The organism is Stenotrophomonas sp. YJH_SMC_94-11, from assembly GCF_059370435.1.
Window position 1 is genome coordinate 15,022 of the sequence record NZ_JCAFTR010000007.1, and the last position, 20,548, is coordinate 35,569.

12 protein-coding genes are annotated in these 20,548 nt (G+C 66.5%); 4 read left to right on the forward strand and 8 right to left on the reverse strand.

Annotation, left to right across the window (positions count from 1 at the left end):
* The first annotated feature begins 11 nt into the window (after positions 1–11).
* From betB to AC5P74_RS13155, 4 genes are all read left to right on the forward strand, one after another.
* The gene (betB, locus tag AC5P74_RS13140) at positions 12–1,484 is read left to right on the forward strand and encodes a betaine-aldehyde dehydrogenase (protein WP_005416393.1); all 1,473 of its coding nucleotides are present in this window, start codon (positions 12–14) and stop codon (positions 1,482–1,484) included.
* 101 nt (positions 1,485–1,585) lie between these two features.
* Positions 1,586–3,268: a choline dehydrogenase gene (gene betA / locus AC5P74_RS13145; RefSeq protein WP_005416392.1), complete on the forward strand. Its 1,683-nt coding sequence runs from the start codon at positions 1,586–1,588 to the stop codon at positions 3,266–3,268.
* Between the two features lie 233 nt (positions 3,269–3,501).
* Positions 3,502–5,178 (forward strand): long-chain fatty acid--CoA ligase, encoded by a 1,677-nt coding sequence (locus AC5P74_RS13150; protein WP_053499432.1) that lies wholly within the window; start codon positions 3,502–3,504, stop codon positions 5,176–5,178.
* Between the two features lie 161 nt (positions 5,179–5,339).
* Positions 5,340–6,212 carry a crotonase/enoyl-CoA hydratase family protein gene (locus AC5P74_RS13155; RefSeq protein WP_014037072.1) on the forward strand — a complete coding sequence of 291 codons (873 nt, stop codon included), beginning with the start codon at positions 5,340–5,342 and terminating at the stop codon, positions 6,210–6,212.
* Between the two features lie 70 nt (positions 6,213–6,282).
* Here AC5P74_RS13155 and AC5P74_RS13160 read toward each other — a convergent pair whose 3' ends face one another.
* The 8 genes from AC5P74_RS13160 to AC5P74_RS13195 all read right to left on the reverse strand — a co-directional run bounded on the left by AC5P74_RS13160 (position 6,283) and on the right by AC5P74_RS13195 (position 20,497).
* Entirely contained in the window at positions 6,283–8,457 is a 2,175-nt protein-coding gene (locus tag AC5P74_RS13160) for a response regulator (RefSeq protein WP_053499435.1), read from the reverse strand.
* Positions 8,454–9,599: a cyclic di-GMP phosphodiesterase response regulator RpfG gene (gene rpfG, locus AC5P74_RS13165; RefSeq protein WP_032954148.1), complete on the reverse strand. Its 1,146-nt coding sequence runs from the start codon at positions 9,597–9,599 to the stop codon at positions 8,454–8,456. Before rpfG ends, AC5P74_RS13160 begins: the two co-directional genes overlap by 4 nt.
* A 204-nt stretch (positions 9,600–9,803) precedes the next feature.
* Positions 9,804–11,315 (reverse strand): lysine--tRNA ligase, encoded by a 1,512-nt coding sequence (gene lysS, locus AC5P74_RS13170; RefSeq protein ID WP_053499438.1) that lies wholly within the window; start codon positions 11,313–11,315, stop codon positions 9,804–9,806.
* A 147-nt stretch (positions 11,316–11,462) separates the two neighbouring features.
* Positions 11,463–13,103: an acetolactate synthase large subunit gene (locus AC5P74_RS13175; RefSeq protein WP_206620847.1), complete on the reverse strand. Its 1,641-nt coding sequence runs from the start codon at positions 13,101–13,103 to the stop codon at positions 11,463–11,465.
* A 62-nt stretch (positions 13,104–13,165) separates the two neighbouring features.
* Positions 13,166–14,551 carry an NAD-dependent succinate-semialdehyde dehydrogenase gene (locus AC5P74_RS13180; protein WP_053499442.1) on the reverse strand — a complete coding sequence of 462 codons (1,386 nt, stop codon included), beginning with the start codon at positions 14,549–14,551 and terminating at the stop codon, positions 13,166–13,168.
* A gap of 717 nt (positions 14,552–15,268) precedes the next feature.
* Positions 15,269–16,051, reverse strand: coding sequence for an MmyB family transcriptional regulator (locus AC5P74_RS13185; protein ID WP_164263373.1), 783 nt, complete (start codon positions 16,049–16,051; stop codon positions 15,269–15,271).
* A 154-nt stretch (positions 16,052–16,205) separates the two neighbouring features.
* Positions 16,206–17,331 (reverse strand): peptide chain release factor 2 gene (prfB, locus tag AC5P74_RS13190; protein ID WP_141750815.1). Its coding sequence is split into 2 segments (ribosomal slippage): positions 16,206–17,255 and positions 17,257–17,331, totalling 1,125 coding nucleotides; the frame shifts between segments, so codons are not numbered across the junction.
* Positions 17,332–17,584: 253 nt separating this feature from the next.
* Entirely contained in the window at positions 17,585–20,497 is a 2,913-nt protein-coding gene (locus tag AC5P74_RS13195; protein ID WP_346607829.1) for a DUF2135 domain-containing protein, read from the reverse strand.
* Positions 20,498–20,548 lie beyond the last annotated feature (51 nt).

Here is a 20,548-nt window from a genome sequence, read left to right on the forward strand (position 1 = left end):
GAGTACGCCCCATGACCACCCTGCCCGTCCAACAGCTCTACATCCACGGCCAGCGCGTCGATGCCACCAGCGGCAAGACCTTCAAGACCGTCAACCCGGCCACCGGCGAGGTGATCGCCGAGGTGCAGGTCGCCAGCCAGGCCGACGTCGAGCGTGCCGTGCAGAGCGCAGCCGAAGGCCAGAAGGTGTGGGCCGCGATGACCGCCATGGAGCGCTCGCGCATCCTGCGCCGCGCCGTCGAGCTCCTGCGCGAGCGCAACGACGAACTGGCCCACCTGGAAACCCTGGACACCGGCAAGGCGCTGGCCGAGACCACCACCGTGGACATCGTCACCGGTGCCGACGTGGTCGAGTACTACGCGGGACTGGCCACCGCCATCGAAGGCATCCAGTTGCCGCTGCGCGAATCGAGCTTCTTCTACACCCGTCGCGAGCCGCTGGGCGTGGTCGCCGGCATCGGCGCATGGAACTACCCGATCCAGATCGCCATGTGGAAGTCGGCGCCGGCGCTGGCTGCCGGCAACGCGATGGTGTTCAAGCCGTCGGAAGTGACGCCGCTGACCGCGATCCGGCTGGCCGAAATCTACACCGAAGCCGGCGTGCCGGCCGGCGTGTTCAACGTCGTGCAGGGCCCGGGCCGCGAGATCGGCCAGTGGCTGACCGAGCACCCGGTGATCGAGAAGATCTCCTTCACCGGTGGCGTCGCCACCGGCAAGAAGGTCATGGCCAGCGCGGCGTCCTCGTCGCTGAAGGAAGTGACCATGGAGCTGGGCGGCAAGTCACCGCTGGTGATCTGCGATGACGCCGATCTGGACCGCGCCGCCGACATTGCGGTGATGGCCAACTTCTTCAGCTCCGGCCAGGTCTGCACCAACGGCACCCGCGTGTTCGTGCCGCGCAGCATGCTGGCCGCATTCGAGGTGGCCGTCGTCGAGCGCGTCAAGCGCATCCGCATCGGCGACCCGATGGCCGCCGACACCAACTTCGGCCCGTTGACCAGCTTCCCGCACATGGAAAACGTGCTGCGCTACATCGAGAGCGGCAAGGCCGAAGGTGCCCGCCTGCTGACGGGTGGCGGCCGTGCCACCGAAGGTGCGCTGGCCCAGGGCGCCTACGTGCTGCCGACCGTGTTCTCCGACTGCCGCGATGACATGACCATCGTCAAGGAAGAGATCTTCGGGCCGGTGATGAGCATCCTCGCCTATGACGACGAAGACGAAGTGGTGCGTCGTGCCAACGACACCACCTTCGGCCTCGCTGCCGGCGTGGTCAGCAAGGACATCAGCCGCGCCCACCGCATCATCCATCGCCTGGAAGCCGGCATCTGCTGGATCAACACCTGGGGTGAATCGCCGGCCGAAATGCCGGTCGGTGGCTACAAGGAATCCGGCGTCGGCCGCGAGAACGGTATCTCCACCCTCGGCCACTACACCCGCATCAAGTCGGTGCAGGTCGAGCTGGGCGACTACGCCAGCGTGTTCTGACCGGCGCGCCCCGAGCACGCCCCATCGTCCGGCCACCGCGCCGATCCGACATTCCGCCGGGACGCCTGCATGCAGCGCGCCCCGGCCTGCAGGAGACACCCATGAGCACCCATAACGAGTACGACTACATCATCATCGGCGCCGGTTCAGCCGGCAACGTGCTGGCCACCCGCCTCACCGAAGATGCCGATGTCAGCGTGCTGCTGCTGGAAGCCGGTGGCCCGGACTACCGGCTCGACTTCCGTACCCAGATGCCGGCTGCACTGGCCTTCCCGCTGCAGGGCAAGCGCTACAACTGGGCGTACAAGACCGATCCGGAGCCCTTCATGAACAACCGCCGCATGGACTGCGGCCGCGGCAAGGGCCTGGGTGGCTCGTCGCTGATCAACGGCATGTGCTACATCCGCGGCAACGCGATGGACTACGACAACTGGGCCAGCATGCCGGGCCTGGAAGACTGGACCTATCTGGACTGCCTGCCCTACTTCCGCAAGGCCGAAACCCGCGACATCGGCCCCAACGACTACCACGGTGGTGATGGCCCGCTGCGGGTGACCACGCCGAAGGCCGGCAACAACGAACTGTTCGCTGCGATGGTCGAAGCCGGCGTGCAGGCCGGCTACCCGCGCACCGACGACCTCAACGGCTACCAGCAGGAAGGCTTCGGCCCGATGGACCGCACGGTGACCCCGAACGGCCGTCGTTCCAGCACCGCCCGCGGCTACCTGGACCTGGCCAAGCCACGCCCGAACCTGACCATCGTCACCCACGCGCTGACCGACCGCATCCTGTTCTCGGGCAAGCGCGCGGTGGGCGTGCAGTGGCTGCACAACGACCAGCCGCAGCGCGCCACCGCCCGCCGCGAAGTGCTGCTGTGCGGCGGCGCCATCGCCTCGCCGCAGATCCTGCAGCGCTCGGGTGTCGGCCCGGCCGACCTGCTGCGCAGCCTGGACATCGACCTGGTGCACCACCTGCCCGGCGTCGGCGCCAACCTGCAGGATCACCTTGAGATGTACCTGCAGTACGAATGCAAGAAGCCGGTGTCGCTGGCGCCGGCGCTGAAGCTGTACAACCAGCCGGCGATCGGTGCCGAGTGGCTGTTCCTGGGCACCGGCATCGGCGCCAGCAACCAGTTCGAGGCCGGTGGCTTCATCCGCAGCGACGCCGAGTTCGACTGGCCGAACCTGCAGTACCACTTCCTGCCGGTGGCGATCAACTACAACGGCTCCAACCCGATCAAGGCGCACAGCTTCCAGATGCACGTCGGCTCGATGCGCTCGCCCAGCCGTGGCCGCATCCATGTGCGCTCGAAGGACCCGCGCGAACATCCGAGCATCCTGTTCAACTACATGTCGCACGAGCAGGACTGGCGCGAATTCCGCGCGGCGATCCGCATCACCCGCGAGATCTTCGCGCAGCCGGCGCTGGCCCCGTACAGCGGTCGCGAGATCTCGCCGGGCAGTGCACTGCAGACCGACGCGCAGATCGATGCATTCGTGCGCGAGCATGCCGAAACCGCGTACCACCCGTCGTGCTCGAACAAGATGGGCCATGCCGACGACCCGATGGCGGTGGTCGATGGCCAGGGTCGCGTGCACGGCCTGGAAGGCCTGCGCATCGTCGATGCCTCGATCATGCCGCAGGTGGTGACCGGCAACCTCAATGCGCCGACCATCATGATGGCCGAGAAGCTTGCCGATGTGATCCGTGGCCGCACCCCGCTGGCCCGCAGCACTGCGCCGTACTACAAGGCCAACGGCGCACCGGTACGCAAGCAGGGCTGACGCAAGCGGCCCTTCGGCAGACCCCCACCCCGAACCGGTAGGTGCCCACCTTGGTGGGCACGCCTTACAGCGATCCCTCGCCATCCTGTGCCGACCAAGGTCGGCACCTACCGTTGCAGCCTCCGCGAACCCCTCTTCGCGTTTTCCCTACGGCGGGGTATGCTGCAATGACCGGCCGTGGTCGATACGCTCAGGGCCGGAACCTAATACATCACGATTCCTGGAGGGGGAATATGAGTCTGGATCGTCCCTGGCTGCAGAGCTATCCGAAAGGCGTTCCCGCCGAGATCGACGTCAACGAGTTCCATTCGGTAGCTTCGGTCTTCGACGCTTCCGTCGCGAAATTCCGCGACCGTCCCGCCTACTCCAGCTTCGGCAAGGTCCTCACCTATGGCGAGACCGACGCGCTGGTCAATCAGTTCGCGGCCTACCTGCTGGGAGAGCTCAAGCTCAAGAAGGGTGACCGCGTCGCCCTGATGATGCCCAACTGCCTGCAGTACCCGGTGGCCACCTTCGGCGTGCTGCGCGCCGGCCTGACCGTGGTCAATGTCAATCCGTTGTACACCGCGCGCGAGCTCAAGCACCAGCTGGTCGATGCCGGCGTGACCGCACTGGTGGTGGTCGACAACTTCGGCGATACCGTCGAGCAGGTCATCGCCGATACGCCGGTCAAGCACGTGGTCACCACCGGCCTGGGCGACCTGCTTGGCGCCAAGGGCGTGATCGTCAACTTCGTGCTGAAGTACATCAAGAAGATGGTGCCCAACTACCATCTCAAGGGCGCGGTGCGCTTCCGCCAGGCGCTCAAGATCGGCAGCCGCCACAGCCTGCCCAAGGTCGAGATCGACCACGACGACATTGCGTTCCTGCAGTACACCGGCGGCACCACCGGCGTGGCCAAGGGCGCGATGCTGACCAACCGCAACCTGATCGCCAACATGCAGCAGGCCTCGGCCTGGATCAGTGCGTCGGGCATCGAGATGGGCAAGGAGTGGATCATCACCGCCCTGCCGCTGTACCACATCTTCGCACTGACCGCGAACGGGCTGGTCTTCATGAAGTTCGGTGGCTGCAACCACCTGATCACCAATCCGCGTGACATGAAGGGCTTCGTCAAGGAGCTCAAGTCGGTGCGCTTCACCGCCATCACCGGCGTCAACACGCTGTTCAATGGCCTGCTCAACACCCCCGGCTTCGACACGGTCGACTTTTCCTCGCTGAAGGTCACCCTGGGCGGCGGCATGGCGGTGCAGCGCGCCGTGGCCGAGCGCTGGAAGAAGGTCACCGGCGTGACCCTAGTCGAGGCCTATGGCCTGACCGAGACCTCGCCGGCGGCCTGCATCAACCCCCTCACCCTGACCGAGTACAACGGCTCGATCGGCCTGCCGATCCCGTCCACCGATGCCTGCATCAAGGACGACAACAGCGCCATCCTGCCGCTGGGCGAGGTCGGCGAACTCTGCATCAAGGGCCCGCAGGTGATGAAGGGCTACTGGCAGCGCCCGGAGGAAACCGCCAAGGCGATCGATGCCGACGGCTGGCTGCATACCGGCGACATGGCGAAGATGGACGAACACGGCTTCTTCTACATCGTCGACCGCAAGAAGGACATGATCCTGGTGTCCGGCTTCAACGTGTATCCGAATGAAGTCGAGGACGTGATCGCGATGATGCCGGGCGTGCTGGAAGTGGCCGCGGTCGGCGTGCCGGACGACAAGTCCGGCGAGGTGGTGAAGGTGGTCATCGTGAAGAAGGATCCGAACCTGACCGCCGAAATGGTCAAGGAGCATGCCCGGGCCAACCTGACCGGCTACAAGCACCCCAAAATCGTCGAATTCCGAAAGGAGCTGCCGAAGACCAATGTCGGCAAGATCCTCCGTCGCGAACTCCGCGATACGCCCGCCCAGTAAGGGTTTGCGGCAATTTGAACGATGCAGGGCCCGGGGCGGAAACGTCCCGGGCCCTTTCGCATGCGACGCCCCTGAGGCGGTGTAGCATCGCCGCGTGTGTGGACCGTTCGGCCCGCCGGCCACCCACCTGACACTGCGGGCCGCATGCCGAGGACCCTTCCATGAGTACCATCGAAAAGCTGCCCTCAAGCGGCTCGCCTTTTGCCACCATCCGTACCGAAGACAGCGCCGACGGCGCTGCCCACTGGCTGTTCATGCATGCCGATGCCGCCACCGGCATCCGTCCCTGCTGCCGCAAGGACATGCTCGACGAGATGTGGAGCTACATGGCGGCCATCACCCGCAGCCCTGCCGAGCGCCACAGCGGCACCCTGCGGCATTTCGTGCTGGCCTCCGATGCCGTCGCCTACAACCTGGGCGGTGACCTGGACCTGTTCACCCGCCTGATCCGCGAAGGCAACCGCGACCTCCTGTTGAACTACGCCCAGCGCTGCGTTGAGGGCGTGCACCACCTGCATACCGGGTTCGGCGGCGATGTCCGTTCGATCGCCCTGATCCAGGGCGACGCCCTGGGCGGTGGCCTGGAAATGGCCCTGGCCTGCCACACCATCGTCGCCGAGGAAGGCAGCGGCCTCGGCCTGCCCGAAGTTCTGTTCGGCCTGTTCCCGGGTATGGGCGCCTACTCCTTCCTGTGCCGCCGGGTGTCACCACACCTGGCCGAGAAGATCATCCTCGACGGCCGGGTCTACAGCGCCGAGGAAATGCATGCGATGGGCGTGGTCGACGTGCTGGTGAAGAAGGGCGAAGGCCGGGCGGCCGTCGAGGAACTGATCCGCCAGCAGCAGCGCACCCCGCAGTCCTACCTGGCAATGAACGCCGCACGCAGCATTGCCCAGCCTGTCAGCTATGACGAACTGTTGGAGATCACCAAGGTATGGGTCGATTCCGCCCTGGCCCTCGGCGACCGCTCTCTGCGCACCATGGATCGCCTGATCAAGGCCCAGACCCGTCGCGCCAGTCTCGACGCGGCCTGATTCATCCCTCCCCCAGGATGGGTTCAAGCCCGGTTGGCCACCGGGCTTTTTTTATGGGCCTTGCCGTGGTTCAGCGCGCCTCGCCATCGTCAGCAGCACCGCGCAGCCGGCGTTCGGCCCGCGCCTCCAGTGCACGCCGGCCTTCCTTGATCGCTTCCTGCAGGATGCCCAGGCGCTGGCGCCATTCGGTCTTGAGCTGCCAGTCGGCCATCCGCATCAGCTCGCCGGCACGGTTCGACGCGCGCATCAGGCCAAGGTTGCTGGCCACACCCTTGATCGCATGGGATTGTTCGCGGAACACGTCCCACTGCGTGGCCTCGCCGGCCTGCTCGGCCTTGCCCATGCAGCTCGCCACGTCCTCCAGGCACTGGCGGATGAACTCACGTTCGAAGCCCTCGCCCATCCCCAGCGAGGCCAGCTCGTCCAGCACGCTGCTGTCGAGCACCCCATCCTGCAGCGCCATCGGTCGCACCACCGGTGCGGCCATGGTCTTCAGCTGGGCGTTGCTGGCGATCTCGGCCAGGGTATCGAGCAGGCGCACCGCCACCACGGGCTTGGCCAGGAAAGCATGCGCCCCGGCCTGGGTGCAGCGCTGGATCGCCTCGGGCGTGACATCGGCGCTGAGCACCAGCACCGGCGTGCGCGGACCGCCGCCGGCCTGCATCACCCGCAACTCCTTCAGCATGTCCAGCCCACTCATGCCCGGCATGTGCAGGTCGACGATGACCGCATCGAATTCACTGTCGGCCAGCGCATCCAGCACTGCCTCACCGCCGTCCACGCACAGCACGCGATGCCCGGCCTTCTGCAGCAGGCGCTGCAGGACCATGCGGTTGGCCTCGTGGTCGTCGGCCACCAGGATCTGCATGCTGCGCACGCGGGCGCGATGGCGCAGGAACGGGTCGGCAAATGCGATCACGTTGCCACCCGGCCCCGCGTCGTCGTCGCCGGTCAGGCTCGGTACCGCACCCGGCACCTGCGGTTGCGGCGGCGCGAACGGCAGCTCGACCCAGAAATGGCTGCCGCGCGGCGGGTTTTCCAGATAACCAATATCGCCGTCCATTGCTTCGACCAGGCCCTTGGCGATGGTCGTGCCCAGCCCGGTGCCCTCGTGGCGACGCGCCATGCTGACGTCAGCCTGCTCGAAGGCATCGAACAGCCGCGCACGCATGGCCGGGGCTACACCGATGCCGGTGTCGAGGATGTCGAAGCGCAGCCGCACCGCGCCACTGGTATCGGCCTGCACCACGCTGACACGGATTTCGACCCGGCCGTGATCGGTGAACTTGACCGCGTTGCCGGCCAGGTTCAGCAGGATCTGCCGCAGGTGCCCGACGTCTCCGCGCACGCGGGGCGGCACACCATCGGCGACCTTCACCCGGTAATCCAGGCGCTTGGCCTTGGCCTGCGGCAACAGGATCAGCCCGATCGCCTGGATCACGTCGGCCACGGCGAAGTCTTCGGCCACCACGCGCAGCTTGCCGGCCTCGATGGCCGAGATGTCCAGCACTTCCTCCACCAGCGCCAGCAGGCTGCGCGACGACGCCTGGATGGTGTTGAGGCACTCGCGCTGCTCATCGTCCAGGCGCGTGGTCGCCAGCACTTCGGTCATGCCGTTGAGGCCGTTCAACGGCGTGCGGAACTCGTGGCTCATGTTGGCCAGGAAACGGCTCTTGGCCTCGCTGGCACGGCGCGCCTCGGCCATCGCTTCGGTCAGCTGCCGCAGCAGTGTCGAGAAGTACAGCGGCACCGCGGCCAGGCCGAGCCAGAGGCCGATGGCCAGACGGAAATTCTGTTGCCAGTAAGGCGTCAGCAGCACCGTGCAACCGAAGCTCACCATCGCCATCGCCACCGCCACGTACAGGTAGTGGTTGCCGAAGCGCATGCCGTTGCCGACCGTCACCCACATCACCACGATGTAGACCCAGGCCAGCGGCTCGCCCATCTGCACCATGCCGGCAGCGATCAGGCCATAGTCGGCAAGCATGCCCAGCACGCGGCGGGGATCGGAACGCGCCGGCCGCCACAGCAGCCAGCCGAACAACAGCAGCGACAGGCTCAGGCCGGTCAATACGATCGCCAGCACGCCCACGTACTGCGTGTGCGGCAGATCGTGGCGCGGCGCCGGCAACAACACGTAGGCCAGGATCAGGCTGATCAGGACAATACGGACGATCTGCTGGCCGTGTTCGCTGTCCTGGCGCTGGGACAGGCGCAGCCGCAGCTGCGACAACAGCCGTTTCACGCGCCCAGCCCCGGGCGCGCGGACGCCATCGAATGCTCGGCGCAGATCTGGTCCAGCTGTTCGCGGCCGCGCAGCAGCGCGTCCACGCATCGGGGATCGAACAGCCGGCCACGCTGGGCGTAGAGATAAGCCAGGGTGGCTTCCATGGTCCATGCTTCCTTGTACGGACGGGGCGAAATCAGAGCGTCGAAGACATCGGCGACAGCCACGATGCGCGCTTCCAGCGGAATCGCATCGCCGACCAGCCCATCGGGATAGCCGCTGCCATCGTAGCGCTCATGATGACGCAGTGCGATCAAGGCGCCAACCTGGATGAAACGATTCTGGCTGCCGCTCAGCAGTTCATGGCCAATCCGCGGGTGCCGGCGCATGATCGCCAGCTCCTCCTCGTTGAGCTTGCCCTGCTTGAGCAGCACCGCATCGGGAATGGCAATCTTGCCCATGTCATGCAGCGGCGCAGCCATTTCGATCAGGCGCACGTCCTCCTCGGGCAGCCCGAGCTGGTCGGCGATCAGGCCGGCCACGCGCGCCATGCGCTCCAGATAGGCACTGGTGCCTGCATCACGGAACTCGATCGCCCGCGCCAGCCGCGACAGCGTTTCGCGCTCCCGCTCTTCGACCTCATGCATGCTGGCCAGCAGGCGCTGCTCCAGCGACAGCGCCCGTTGCTTCACGTTCTCGGTCTGTTGGCGCAGCTGCAGCAGGTTGTAGCAGCGCGCACGCAGTTCGCGCGGGCGGATCGGCTTGACCAGGAAGTCGATGACCCCTGCTTCCAGTGCCGCCTGCCGGATCGGCTCGTCACCGACCACGGTGATCAGGATCACCGGAATGTCGCGGTGCTTGGGCAGCCGACGGAAACGGCGAGCGAATTCCAGCCCGTCCATCTCCGGCATGCGGTAATCGAGCAGCAGCAGGTCGACCGGATGGGCTTCACACCAGGCCAATGCGGTCAGCGGATCGCCGAAGTCATACACGCTCAGTTCCGGCGCGATGTCTTCGATGACGTGACGCAGCATCGTCCGGGCGGAAGTCTGGTCATCAACGATGACGATATTCAACGCGTACTCTGCCTGGTTTTTCGACCACGCTGGATCATCAGCAGGCGAGGATACTCTGCCGCTGCGAACGCTCGCACCCTGCATCGGCCTGACTCCCGTGTCGTGCATCCCGATTCATGATCGTCATCACAATGTGAAGCGGACTCCCCACACCGTGCCCTCCCCTAACGCCGATCAAGCCATAGCAGGCGTCAAGGTAGTGCAATTACGATACGCCGAGTGCGGGACGCGTCAATCGCGCCGTCTCGTTTCGGGACGGCGCGCACAATCGGGAGTCAAAAAGGTGACTTACTGCTCCGGACGCATGTACGGGAACAGCAGCACATCGCGGATCGAGCTGCTGCCGGTCAGCAGCATCACCAGACGATCGACGCCGATACCCAGGCCGCCGGTCGGGGCCATGCCGTACTCCAGCGCACGGATGTAGTCGGCGTCGTAGTGCATGGCCTCGTCGTCGCCACCTTCCTTCGCGGCCACCTGGGCCTGGAAGCGCTGGGCCTGGTCTTCCGGGTCGTTCAACTCGGAGAAGCCATTGGCCAGCTCCTTGCCGTTGACGAACAGCTCGAAGCGGTCGGTGTAGCCCGGATCATTGTCGTTGGCACGGGCCAGCGGCGAGACTTCCACCGGATGGTCGGTGATGAAGGTCGGCTGGATCAGGGTGTGCTCGACGGTGGCCTCGAAGATCTCAAGCAGCAGCTTGCCCCAGCCGTAGGACGGCTTGACGCGGATGTTCAAGCGCTCGCAATGGCGCAGCAGCGCGTCACGGTCGGTGCAGTCGGCAACCGAGATTTCCGGGTTGTGGTGGCGCACGGCTTCGTCCATGCGCCAGCGGCGGAACGCCGGGCCCAGGTCGATCTTCGCCCCGTCCCACTCGACCTCGGTGCTGCCGTTGACTGTCCTGGCCACGTCTCGGATCACGCCTTCGGTCAGGTCCATGATCTCGTTGTACGTGGCATAGGCCTCATACAGCTCCATCATGGTGAATTCTGGATTGTGGCGGGTGCTGACGCCTTCATTGCGGAAGTTGCGGTTGATCTCGTACACGCGCTCCAGGCCGCCCACGGTCAGGCGCTTGAGGTACAGCTCCGGCGCCACGCGCAGGTACAGGTCCAGGTCCAGCGCGTTGTGGTGGGTGGTGAACGGCTTGGCCGCCGCGCCGCCGGGGATGTAATGCATCATCGGCGTCTCGACTTCCAGGAAGTCGCGGTTGTCCAGCCACGCACGCATGGCGCGGATGATCTTCGAGCGCTTGATGAAGACCGCGCGCGACTCCGGGGTGACGATCAGGTCGACGTAACGCTGGCGGTAACGCTGCTCGACGTCGGCCAGGCCATGCCACTTGTCCGGCAACGGACGCAGCGACTTGGTCAGCAGGCGGATCGACTCGGCCTTGACCGACAGCTCGCCGGTCTTGGTGCGGGTCAGGCCACCTTCTACGGCGATGATGTCGCCCACGTCCCAGCCCTTGAACGCGGTGTAGGCATCGCCCAGCACGGCCCCCTGCAGGAACAGCTGGATGCGGCCGGACTCGTCCTGGATCTGCGCGAAGCTCGCCTTGCCCATGATGCGCTTGGCCATCAGGCGGCCGGCCATCTTCACCTGGCGTCCGTTGCCTTCCAGCGCCTCGGCGGTCCACTGTTCGGCATCGGCGAATTCGTCCTGCAGGCGGCCGGCGAAGTCCTCACGACGGAAATCGTTCGGGTACGCGATGCCCTGCCCACGCAGCGCTTTGAGTTTCTCACGGCGCTCGGCGATCAACTTGTTCTCGTCGACGGGGGGGGTATCGGTAGCTTCGCTCATGGATCTGCGGGAATCGTGTAGTGAGGGGGGATGCTGCGCCCGGCACAGCCGGTTGCCCAGCATACCAAAACCGCCCTGCCCCGGCCTGGAGAGGGGTCAGATCCCTTTGCGCAGCAAAGGGATCTGACCCCATCAGCGGATCGGCGCCTACGCGTTCCCGGGGAACGCCTGGCGCAGCTCGTCCACCAGCACCCGCTGGTTTTCCGAGTAATCGATCGGTACCGACACCAGGTGCACCCCGCCGTCGTTGAAGGCCGCCTCCAGCGTCGGGATGAACTGCTCGATGGCGGTCACCTCATGCCCCCTGCAGCCGTAGGCCTCGGCGTACTTGACGAAGTCGGGGTTGCTGAAGGTCATGCCGTAATCGGTGAAGCCATCCACCGCCTGCTTCCAGCGGATCATGCCGTAGGCGCCGTCATTGAGGATCAGCACCACCAGGTTCAGGCCCAGCCGGCGCGCCGTCTCCAACTCCTGGCTGTTCATCATGAAACCGCCGTCGCCGCACACCGCCAGCACCCGCCGCTGTGGATACAGGATCGAGGCCATGATCGCCGATGGCAGGCCCGCGCCCATGGTCGCCAGCGCGTTGTCCAGCAGCAATGTGTTGGCGACCTGGGTACGGTAGTTGCGGGCGAACCAGATCTTGTACATGCCGTTGTCCAGCGCCACGATGCCGTCCGGCGGCATCACCTGGCGCACGTCGTGCACCAGCCGCTGCGGCGTGAAGCCGGCCTCTTCGGCGCGGTCGGCCAGATGCTCGAGGATGGTCGCGCGCAGCGGCAGCAAAGCATCGGCGTTCGGCACCGCGCCTTCGATGCGGTCGGCCAGTTGGGTGAGCGAACGGCCGATGTCGCCGATCACCTCTACCTGCGGGAAGTACACCTGTTCCACCGCCGCCTGCGAGTAGCCGATATGGATCACGGTCGGGCCACCCGGGCGCATCACGAACGGCGGCTTTTCGGTCACCTCGTGGCCGATGGTCACGATCACGTCAGCCTGGTCGATCGCCATGTGCACGTAGTCACGCTCGGTCAGCGCGGCGGTGCCCATGTACAGGCCCGAACCTCCGGCCACCGCGCCCTTGCCCATCTGCGTGGTGAAGAACGGGATGCCGGCGCGCAACACAAAGGCCGACAGCGCTTCACTGGACTGCGGTCGCGACGCCGCCGAAGCGATCATCAACAACGGCCGCTTGGCATTGCGGATGATCTCAGCCGCCCGATCCAGCGCCTCCGGGCTGGCAATGGGACGGTCCACCGCATGCGGCGGAATCAGCGCCACGCCCTCGACCTCATCGGCCGCGATGTCTTCGGGCAGCTCCAGCAGCACCGGGCCCGGGCGCTCCTCCTGAGCGACACGGAACGCCTCGCGGACGATGGTCGGGATCGTGCGCGCCGAGACGATCTGCCGCGCCTGCTTGGTCAGCGGCTTCATCGTGCCGACGATGTCGACAATCTGGAAGCGCGCCTGCTTGCTGGCGACGATGCCCTTCTGGCCGGTGATCATGATCACCGGCCACGCACCCAGCAGCGCATAGGCGGCGCCGGTGGTGAAATTCAGCGCGCCGGGGCCGAGCGTGGCCAGGCACACGCCGGGCTTGCCGGTCAGGCGGCCATAGGTTGCAGCCATGAACACCGCTGCCTGTTCGTGGCGGGTGATGACCAGCTCGATGCTGGAATGGCGCAGCGACTCGACCACGTCGAGGTTTTCCTCGCCGGGAATACCGAAAATGCGCTCGACGCCTTCGTTCTCAAGCGCGGCGACAAGCAGATCTGAACCCTTGGACATCGGATGCCGTCCTTTGTGCTGGACTGATGGTGGATCGTTGCAGGAAGGATGAGAGCCGCGCGTCAATGCTTGTCGAACCACACTGTCTGCGCATTGACGAATTCACGGATGCCGAAGTGCGAGAGCTCGCGGCCGAAACCGCTCTTCTTCACGCCGCCGATCGGCACGCGGGGGTCCGAAGCGGAGAAGCCGTTGACGAACACGCCGCCGGTCTGCAGCCGGCGCGCCAGCTGCATGGCACGGGCGCGGTCGCCGGTCCACAGATTGCCGCTGAGGCCGAATTCGCTCTGGTTGGCCAGTTCCACCGCATGGTCGGCATCGCGGGCGCGGCTGATCGAGGCCACCGGCCCGAAGGTCTCGGTATCGAAGGCCTGCATGCCCGGCTCCACGTCGGCCAGCACGGTGGGCGCATAGAACGCGCCCGGGCGATCGAGCTGATGGCCACCGACGAGCAGCTTCGCGCCTGCGTCCACCGAGGCGCGCACCTGCGCATCCAGCTGCTCCAGCAGGTCCTGGCGCGCCATCGGTCCGATCCGGTTGCCCGCTTCGCGGCCATCGCCGATGGTCAGTGCCTGCACCTTCTGGCAGAACTGCGCGACGAAGCGGTCGTACACCGCGTCTTCAACGATGATCCGCTTGCCGGCAATGCAGACCTGCCCGGTATTCTGGAAGCGCGAGGCCACCGCCGCCTCCACGGCAGCGTCCAGATCGGCATCGGCCAGCACGATGAACGGATCCGAGCCCCCCAGCTCCAGCACCACCTTCTTCAGCGCCTGCCCGGCCTGGGCGGCAATGCTGCGGCCTGCGGCCACGCTGCCGGTCAGGGTGACTGCCGCAATGCGGTCATCGGCAATCGCGCGGCTGGTGCCCTCGCGGCTGATGTTGGCGGCGATGAAGGTGCCTTCCGGCAGCCCGGCATCGCGCCAGGCCGCGTCGAGCAGCTGCGCGGTACCGACGATGTTCTCGGCCGGCTTCAGCAGGAAGCCGTTGCCGCCCATCAGGATCGGCACTGCCGCACGCATCACCTGCCAGTACGGGAAGTTCCACGGCATGATGCCCAGCACCACGCCCAGCGGCAGGTAGGACACGTAAGCCTTGTCGTCGGGCACCTGGGTCGGTTCGTCGCGCAGGAACTGCGCGCCGTGGTCGGCGTACCAGTCGCACAGCACGGCACACTTCTCGATTTCGGCCAGCGATTCGGCCTGCACCTTGCCCATTTCGGCAGTGGCCAGCGCGGCCAGCTTCTCGCGGTCACGGCGCAGTACGCCCGCCATCGCGCGCAACACCTGCGCTCGTTGTTCGAGGCTGCTGGCGCTCCAGGCAGCGAAGCCAGCCTGGCCGCGATCAAGGATCGCATCCAGCTCGGCATCGGTGGCGAAGGGATGGCTGGCGATCTGCAGGCCGGTGGCCGGATCGCGGGAAATGGCGGTGGTGGGGGCAGCGGACATGCAGGTCTCCTGTTGTCTCGGCAACGGACAGCGGCCCGTCTTCTGCACAGGAATGTGGACCCGATTGGCGGAGGCAACAAGGCGTCTGCTTATCCTGTGACCTGCACTTACCTGTCTGAATGGGGTTATCGGCAGGGCTGCGCCCTGCACCCGCAGAGGCCAGGGCAACGTCAAGGTCAAAGGCCTGCATTCCGTGGGATGGCGGGGTGGCTCCGGTTGCGGGGGACGGCGTGAATCCCCCTCCGGGGTCCGGCCCAGCCGCCGGCGGCTGGGCGTTCGGGCGCTTGCGAAGCAGTGCTTCGCAAGCAAAGCGCCCTCACCCATGTAGCCTCGGTCGCGCCATCCATGGCGCTCACGCCCCCGCAACCGGACCCACCCCGCCTTCGACAGTTTTCCGCGATCTGTCGGAAATACTCTTGGGGTCAGATCCGTTTTCCGTAGGAAAACGGATCTGACCCCGGAATTTCTTTCGATATCTGACAGATGTGTCGACCAAGGTCGACACCTGCCAACAGCCGCGGGAAATTGTCAGAGGTGGGGCGGTGTGGGTTGGCAGGACCGTTGGCGCCATGGATGGCGCCATCGAGCCCCCATGGACGGGTTTACGGCGTGTCCTGCCAACCCACACCGCCCCGCCATCCAACGGAATGCCCGCTGTTGCTGTTGCTGTTGCTCGGCCTCTGCGGGTGCAGGGCTGCAAGCCCTGCCGAACACCCCCTACTTTCGCGGCAGGTAGGTCACCAGAGAAAGGTCGTGCCGGCTCTCCGGCACCAGCGCCACGTACTGCAGGTCCAGCAACCCGCGCGTGGGATGGTTGAGCTTCTTCGCACCTTCATCGAACCGCCGCACGTCGTGCTCCGGCCACCACCGCCGGAACGCCTCGCTGTGCGCGGCGATGTCCTCCACCAGCGCCAGGAACGGCGCCTTGTCCGGCGCCTGCGCCATCGCCGCGCGGAAGCCGGCCAGCAGGCCGCGGGTCATTTCTTCCCAGTTGAGGATCAGCGTGCGGTACGGCGGGTACAGGAACATCAGCCGCAGCGTGTTGCGCTCATGCGGCGCCAGCTGGCTGTAGTCCACGAACAGATCGGCGATGGCCGGGTTCCAGGCCAGGATATCGAACCGGGTGTTGCGCACATACGCCGGGATCGGCTGCATCGCTTCGACCAGCTGGCGCAGGCCATCGGTCACGCTCTCGTCCGGCGACTCCAACGGCACGCCATAGCCGGACAGCGCAAACGCATAGGCGCGCTCGTCGTCACTCATGCGCAGCACCTGCGCCAGGCGCTCCAGCACCTCGGGCGAGGCGCGCACTTCACGGCCCTGCTCGATCCAGGTGTACCAGCTGACACTGACCCCGATGGCCAGCGCCACTTCCTCGCGCTTCAGGCCCGGGGTGCGCCGGCGCCCGGCCGGGAGGCCGAGCGTGGCGGGGTCGACACGGGCGCGGCAGGCCTTCAGGAAGCTACCGAGTTCCTTGCGTTCACTTTCGCTGCGCATCATCGCTACCGCCGTACCCGTTGTAGGGTCGAGCCATGCTCGACGCATCTGCTACTGCGCCAACAGCAGCCGAGCATGGGCTCGGCTCTACCGGAAGCGTGATCAGCCACCCTCGGCGTTGCGCACGAGGGTGACGAAATCCGCGCAGGCGCGTCGATCAGGCATCGGCGCGCTTGGAGCCCACGGCCAAACCGGCCTTCAGGCTGGCCTCGACGAACTCGTCCAGGTCGCCGTCCAGCACCTTCTGCGTATCCGAACGCTCGATGCCGGTACGCAGGTCCTTGATGCGGCTCTGGTCCAGCACGTAGTTGCGGATCTGGCTGCCCCAGCCGATGTCGGACTTGGTGGCTTCCACCGCGTCCTTCTCGGCGTTGCGCTTCTGGATCTCCAGTTCATACAGCTTGGCGGCCAGCATCTTCATCGCGTTGTCACGGTTCTGGTGCTGGCTGCGGCCGGTCTGGCACGCCACAACGATGTTGGTCGGGATGTGGGTGATACGCACCGCCGACTCGGTCTTGTTCACGTGCTGGCCACCGGCACCGGACGAGCGGTACACGTCGGTACGCAGGTCGGCCGGGTTGATGGTGATGTCGATGTTGTCATCGATTTCAGGCGACACGAATACCGAGGTGAAGCTGGTGTGGCGGCGGTTGTCCGAGTCGAACGGCGACTTGCGCACCAGGCGGTGCACGCCGGTCTCGGTCTTCAGCCAGCCATAGGCATAGTCGCCTTCCACGCGCAGCGTGGCCGACTTGATGCCGGCGACGTCGCCACCGGAGACTTCCATCAGCTCGGTCTTCCAGCCGCGCGATTCGCACCAGCGCAGGTACATGCGCAGCAGGATCTCGGCCCAGTCCTGGGCTTCGGTACCACCGGCACCGGCCTGGATGTCGACGAACGCCGCCGCATTGTCCATTTCGCCGGAGAACATGCGCTGGAATTCCAGCTTCTCGACGTGCGCCTGGTGCTTGTCCAGGTCGGCGACCACGGCAAGTGCGGTGTCCTCGTCCTGCTCGGACTCGGCCAGCTCCAGCAGTTCGGTCGCGTCGGTCAGGCCATCCAGCACCGACGCGATGCCGCCCACGGTCTTTTCCAGGCTGGAACGCTCGCGGCCCAGGTTCTGGGCGTACTCGGCGTTGTTCCAGACGTCGGGGCTTTCCAGCTCCCGCGTTACTTCTTCAAGACGCTCTTTCTTGGCGTCGTAGTCAAAGATACCCCCGAAGCGACAGCACGCGATCGGTCAGATCGGTGATGCGCTGGCGGACAGGATTCAGTTCGATCATGTCGGCGGTTATGCATTCAAAAGATGACTGGTAATGATACCGCAGGCCGGGGATCCCCGGAATGAGGGCCTGGGCCTGCGCCGGGGAGGCTCGAGCGTGATGCGCCGGCGCTGCATTCAGGCAGGCGGTACCCGCCTTGGCGCAGGGAGCCGGCTGGGCTGCAGCCGACCCCGCACAGGGCCTCCTTGCCCCAGAGCGGCGTCGACGAGGGTCTTCCTTGGCCCACCCTCGGACGGCCACTTGGGGCAGTTGACTATTTAACCTCGAATTCGCCCACCAGCACGGTCTCGGCGCGGTCCTTCAGTCGCATCGTCACCATCTGATCCTTCTGCTTTGCCGTGCCCCAATGGGTGGTCAGGCGCAGCATCAGTGTCGTCGCCCCGGTCACCAGCTGCTGGCGGCTGCCGAAGTAGTTCGCCTCCACCTTGTACTTGCCCGGCTTGGCATTGCGTAGCGAGAACTGCTCGGGACCATAACCGCCGGTGAAGTCCTGCGACATCTGCCCGCCCTGGTAGGTCAGCCGGTTGCCGTAGTAGGCGCGCTCGCCGTTCGGGTCGGTTACCCACAGGTCCATGTCGCTGTTGTCGGCGTCCCACGACAGCACCACGCGCAGGTCCAGCGGCATCGCCTGCAACAGGCGCGGGTCGATGCCGGTGGTATCCAGCCGGGGCGTGCTGCCGGCCACCAGGTTGGTCAGCTCATCCAGCGCGATCAGGGCGATGCCATCGAAGCGGCTGTCCCACGGCCGCACCACCACCTGGTACAGCGGCGCCAGTGCCTGCTGTGGCTTGCCGGCCGCTGCCAGCGCCAGGCCCAGGTCGCGGAAGCTCTGCGGTTCTTCCTGGCCCATCGCCAGCACCTGCTCGAACACCGGCACCGCCAGTGCGGGAGCATCGGCCTGCATCAGTCGGTAACCGAGCACGCGCAGCAGGTGGCGGTTGTCAAGATCCATTTCGGCCAGGTTCGACAGCACCCGCAGTGCCAGCTCGCGCTGGCCCTGCTCCAGCAGCAGGTCGGCCACATCGAGGAAGAAGGCGCTGCTGTCGGCGTGGGCATCGCGCTGGGCCAGATAGCGGTCATAGAGCTGCGACGGCGGGCCCTGGCGCAGGCGCCGGGCGATGGCCGAGTCCGGCTGCCAGGCCGCCAGCTGGATGCCGAGCTGGCCATCGTTGGCGGCCGCAGCGGCATCGACCGTGCCGCCGGTGACCACAATCGCATCCAGTGCATTCTCCGACGCGGGCGCCGGACGACGCGCGCGTGCGCTGCTGGCCTGCATGCGCTGTTCTGCCGCCGCGGCCATCGGTGCAGGCGCGGGCGGTGCCGCGGGCGCCGGTGCGACGAGCATCGCCATCGGCGCTGACTCGGCAGGATAGTCGGCCGAAGCAACGTCCAGCGCTGCTTCCTTGGCCCGCGGCGGCGCACCCTTCGGCCAGCTGCGGCTCCACCACTGCTGGCGCTCCTTCCAGCGCGCAGCCACCTGGTCCAAGCGCTCGCGATCAGCAGCGGCGCGGTCAGTCACCTGCCGTGCGAACCGCGCATCGTAGTCCGCGCGCAGCTTGCCGGACGGACGGATGGCATAGCGCAGGTAATCCTCCAGCGTCTCCAGCACGATCAATGAGGTGTCCGGCCCGACCAGGCCAAACTGCTGCGACAGGCGCTGCATGGCCTCGCGGTTGCCGCGGCGGTCAACGGCCAGTTGCTGCAGGCGCGCCTGCGCCCACAGGCCGGCCAGCAGTTCGCCGTCATCGCCTTTCTGCATGGCCGGCAGCGCCTGCCATTCGCCGCCACCCACGCGCACCCGCATCGGCACGCCGTCAGCTGCCAGTCGCGCATGCAGCCACAGCCAACCCTGAGCTTCACTGCGACGGTCGATGACCACGTCCTGCACGCCACGCCCTGCATCGACCTGCACATCCAACGGCGACGACAGCAGCTCACGCGCGGCCGCATCGACATCCTTGCCCAGCGCGACGAAGCGGCCGCCATGCGCTTCACTCCAACCACGCAGTCGCACGGCATCGGTGCGCGCACCGGCACTGCTGACCGCAAACAGGCGCTGATCCGCCGCCATCGCCGGCAGCTGTTCCGGCCCATAGGTCAGCAGGCCATCGCTGACCAGCAGATACTCCTTCACGCCCGGCTGCGGCTGCCACTGTGCCAGCGCGCTGGCACCGTCCGGGCGTACGGCCTGCAGGGCTGCGCGCAGTTCACTCCAGTTGCCGGCGCGGATGCGGAAGCGACGCACCGGCTCGGCGCGATCGCGCAGCACGGTCAAGGCCACGGTGCCGTCGCGCAGCGCAGCGAAATAGCGATCCAGCAGGGCGAACTCACGTGTGTGATCGCGCTGGCCCGCCGAACCGGAGCCATCCCACAGCAGGCCGATTTCGCTCGGCAGTTTGCGCGGCGTGCTGCTGGCCGCCACCGGCAGCTGCGCCAGCAGATAGTGGCCATCCTGCCAGGGCGCCACCTGCACCCGTGCCTGGCGGGTCGCCGGCAGATCCCACTGCAGCTGCTTCGGCAGCTGCGCCCCCTTGCCCTGCCACTGCAGCTGGCCCGCGCTGATGCGGAATGGCGCCGTACCTGCGGTGGTCGTGCCAGGTGCCTGCAGTTTCAGTTCAACCGAGGCTGCACCGGCGGCAAACTGCAGCGGCAGCGTCCACTGCCAGCCTTGGCCGGCGAAGGCCAACGGCTCGCGAATCACCAGCTGCACGCGCCGGCTGCCGCCGGCCGGCAGCGGATAGATACGCAGGCGGAACTGGTTGCCGGCGGTCTGTTCCAGCAGGCCCGGGTCAACGCCGCGGCGGGCAATCTCCTCGAACACCTGGCGGCCGCGGTCCTTCGGCACCGGCACCGCGTCACGCATCTCGCCGTTGATATCCAGCGCGAAGCCGCTGATCTGCTGGCCATCGGCCAAGGGGAACTGCAGCTCACCCTCCAGCACGCGCCGGTTCGGGTTGTGGAATTCCAGGATGATCCGGGTCTGGGCGATGCCCGCCTGGACCTCGCCCTCGATGCGGGCGTGTCGCAGTTGGACCGCCTGCTCAGCCGCCGGTGCGATCAGCAGCGGCGTGGCGGCCTGCGGCCGGGAGATCGGCGGCGACTGCGCGCCAGCGGGCCAGGCCGCAAGGGCCAGCAACAACACAATGCAGCAACGCGCGAAGACCATGACCGGACTCCAGTGGGATCGTGGACCCTTGAACGCACCAGCAGCCGTAAC

Bases quoted from the DNA above. Each gene is read 5' to 3' on its own strand.
- AC5P74_RS13185 (WP_164263373.1), bottom strand. From the start codon at position 16,051: ATGATGCGCAGCGAAAGTGAACGCAAGGAACTCGGTAGCTTCCTGAAG.
- rpfG (WP_032954148.1), bottom strand. From the start codon at position 9,599: ATGCAGGGTGCGAGCGTTCGCAGCGGCAGAGTATCCTCGCCTGCTGAT.
- AC5P74_RS13150 (WP_053499432.1), top strand. From the start codon at position 3,502: ATGAGTCTGGATCGTCCCTGGCTGCAGAGCTATCCGAAAGGCGTTCCC.
- AC5P74_RS13175 (WP_206620847.1), bottom strand. From the start codon at position 13,103: ATGTCCAAGGGTTCAGATCTGCTTGTCGCCGCGCTTGAGAACGAAGGC.
- betB (WP_005416393.1), top strand. From the start codon at position 12: ATGACCACCCTGCCCGTCCAACAGCTCTACATCCACGGCCAGCGCGTC.
- lysS (WP_053499438.1), bottom strand. From the start codon at position 11,315: ATGAGCGAAGCTACCGATACCCCCCCCGTCGACGAGAACAAGTTGATC.
- AC5P74_RS13180 (WP_053499442.1), bottom strand. From the start codon at position 14,551: ATGTCCGCTGCCCCCACCACCGCCATTTCCCGCGATCCGGCCACCGGC.
- betA (WP_005416392.1), top strand. From the start codon at position 1,586: ATGAGCACCCATAACGAGTACGACTACATCATCATCGGCGCCGGTTCA.
- AC5P74_RS13155 (WP_014037072.1), top strand. From the start codon at position 5,340: ATGAGTACCATCGAAAAGCTGCCCTCAAGCGGCTCGCCTTTTGCCACC.
- AC5P74_RS13195 (WP_346607829.1), bottom strand. From the start codon at position 20,497: ATGGTCTTCGCGCGTTGCTGCATTGTGTTGTTGCTGGCCCTTGCGGCC.